This is a genomic window from Shigella sp. FC1967 (assembly GCF_001743005.1).
Taxonomy (GTDB): Bacteria; Pseudomonadota; Gammaproteobacteria; order Enterobacterales; family Enterobacteriaceae; genus Proteus.
This window is the reverse complement of the sequence record NZ_MIIZ01000853.1, coordinates 1-2496: the sequence shown is the minus strand read 5'-3', so window position 1 is coordinate 2496 and position 2496 is coordinate 1. Positions and strand designations below refer to the sequence as shown.

General features: G+C 32.1%; 3 protein-coding genes. 2 read left to right on the top strand and 1 reads right to left on the bottom strand.

What is annotated here, in order from left to right:
* Positions 1-117: 117 nt before the first annotated feature.
* The gene (locus tag BHE89_RS14535; protein WP_128860583.1) at positions 118-1023 is read right to left on the bottom strand and encodes a hypothetical protein; all 906 of its coding nucleotides are present in this window, start codon (positions 1021-1023) and stop codon (positions 118-120) included.
* A gap of 184 nt (positions 1024-1207) precedes the next feature.
* On the opposite strand from BHE89_RS14535, the gene BHE89_RS14530 reads away from it, so the two are divergent.
* Complete coding sequence (locus BHE89_RS14530; protein WP_128860582.1) at positions 1208-1627, top strand: DUF6386 family protein; 420 nt, start codon at positions 1208-1210, stop codon at positions 1625-1627.
* A 163-nt stretch (positions 1628-1790) separates the two neighbouring features.
* The gene (locus BHE89_RS14525; protein ID WP_128860581.1) at positions 1791-2117 is read left to right on the top strand and encodes a fimbrial biogenesis chaperone; all 327 of its coding nucleotides are present in this window, start codon (positions 1791-1793) and stop codon (positions 2115-2117) included.
* Positions 2118-2496: the final 379 nt, after the last annotated feature.

Here is a 2496-nt window from a genome sequence, read left to right as displayed (position 1 = left end):
GGAAGTATCTATTCATAGATAAGAAAACATGTAATGAATATAAAAATCAGTCTATTTTTGATAGTTCTGATTTTTATATTTTTAACTTAAATTAGATACAAAAATATAATCTAAATATTATTCGTAGTAAATAAACTCATTATGAAGCGTGGCTTTACTGAAATTAATGACTTCATCATTAAATTTAATTGTACTTTCAAGTTCTTCTTTTGAACAATTAGCAAATTTGTCCCATTCAAGGCAAGTAGTGATAAAAGATTTATCTTCTCCATTTATGCCTTTGACGTAGTTTGATTGAGTAATAACTTTTCCTTCTCGATCATACTGATATTCTACGTTTATTTTTCCGTCTTCTATTACGGTTTGTAGTTTTCCTTGAGGATTATATTGGTACTCTGTCGTGATAGCCTCAGTTGTCGGATCAGAGGATTTGCTTGTTTCTTTAACAATGCGACCATCTTGATAGTCGAATTGGCTGGTGATGGTATCCAGTAAAGTGCCATCATTGGCGTAATATTCAATGACTCTTTTGTTGAACTGGTTCTGTCCATTTTTATGATAAGTTTCTTGCATGTAAATGGAGTGTGCACCATAGGCATTTTTTATTTGGAATTGATATCGGATAACAGAAGGGTTATTAGGCAATGTTCTTATTAAATGAGTTTCTACATTACCTTCAACGTACTCTTGCATTGATGTGCTATCTTTCAATAACTTTCCGCATTCATCAAAGTGAATTTCGCCTTTTAATGCTTTAAAACGTCCGTCATGGGGTATCGTGCTTGTCATCGTGACTGATTTAACAGGACCGTTATAAGAGATGAGCAACATAATATCGCTATTGGCAATATTGGCTTGTTTCTCAGTTTCTGTACATTGGGTTGAAGCCGCGACGGCAGGCAATGAGGAAACTGCACAAAAGGAAAGGGTGATAAAGAGTAGTGGTAATTTCATAAGACCATCCATGATATTGTCATACTTCAAGTTGTTGTGTTGTGGGCGTACTGACTCAATGCTAGTCATATACTTTTGTATGAGTCGAGTAATTTGCTTTTGTCGCCTTGCCACATCTAGATTTATTTAGAGTATGAGTTCAGTATAGATAATTGGCTTGATAAATAATATAGATAAAATCCCATATAATTAGCCAATATATAAAGGGAGGATAATATTTTGGGACGATCAGAACTATTTTTGGAGCATTTAGATGTCAAACACCTTTTCTTTTATGACTGATACAGCAACGCTTGCTATTTTTGATTTACAAGCGATCAAACATCGAAAGTCAGATACAGCAGATTGGTGGAGCATTCCGCATGATGAGTTAGATGAAATGAACAAAGGCAATATTGCATTTATTGGTTTAGGTCATGATGGTTTTTACACAATTAATTTATGCGATAAAATTGACGATCCAGATGTAAAAATAAACATAATCTGTCCATCAGGTGACATTTTTATTGGTGCAGGAGAGGATACAACTGGCGGTGATTTAGAGCCAGATGATCCACAATATCGTGCAGGAGAAATTATTTTACTCCCAGCAGGTGATTATGAAGTTTCATTAAAGAAGATAAATAATATGCTTTATATTTCTTTCATTCTCAGTAAAGCGAAAAAAAAATAAATTTGAGAATGTTTTGCGCTTAGATTAAAGGAATATATTAATGATACTATAAAAAGTATAGTAGCGAGTGAATAAAACCCATTATTTAAAGTATCATTTTTATTTTTTTATTAATAAGTTAGTAAATATAAAGAAAATAACTTAGGGTTATATTAATTATGATGTGACGAGTGTATTTTATCGTCCTGATGATTTAATCATGGCAATTTCCGATGTCAGTGGCTCTCTTATTTTTACGAAATCAGATAAACAGTTAACAATTGAAAATCCGACGCCTTTTTATGTCACCATTAAATCAGCATATGGCGAAAATAATCCTAATATTCTTATTCCTATGATAGCGCCATTTTCCAAACAGAAAATCAACTTAGCGGATAGTAAAATAAATACCGTTAGTTACGTTTTGATTGATGATTTTGGTGGGGAGTTTAAAGATAAGAAAAGAGATAAAGTTGATTTTATAGTGGTTTGTATCGAGTTATGTAATTAAATTAGATTAATTGTTTGTTTTTGTTGATTCTATAAATGATAAAAATCGAATAAAATATAAGCAAATTCTATTTTTTTTAATTACCGTATTGTGCTGAGTTATTAGTTTAAGATAAAGGCGCCATTTTGTCGCCATTTTCTTCCAGATACAAAAAAAGCCACTTATCTCTAAGTGGCATAAATGTCTGATTTCTCAGCGTAAATTTGGTGGGTCGTGGGAGGCTCGAACTCGACCAATTGATTAAGAGTAGTATTTATACCAATGTAAAATCAATAAGTTATAAGTTTTTCAATAAGTTAGAAAACGATAAAGCATGATTATTTATGGTCATTCTGGTTTTTTTGTCGCCACTTTGTCGCCAATTTTTGATATGCTCATA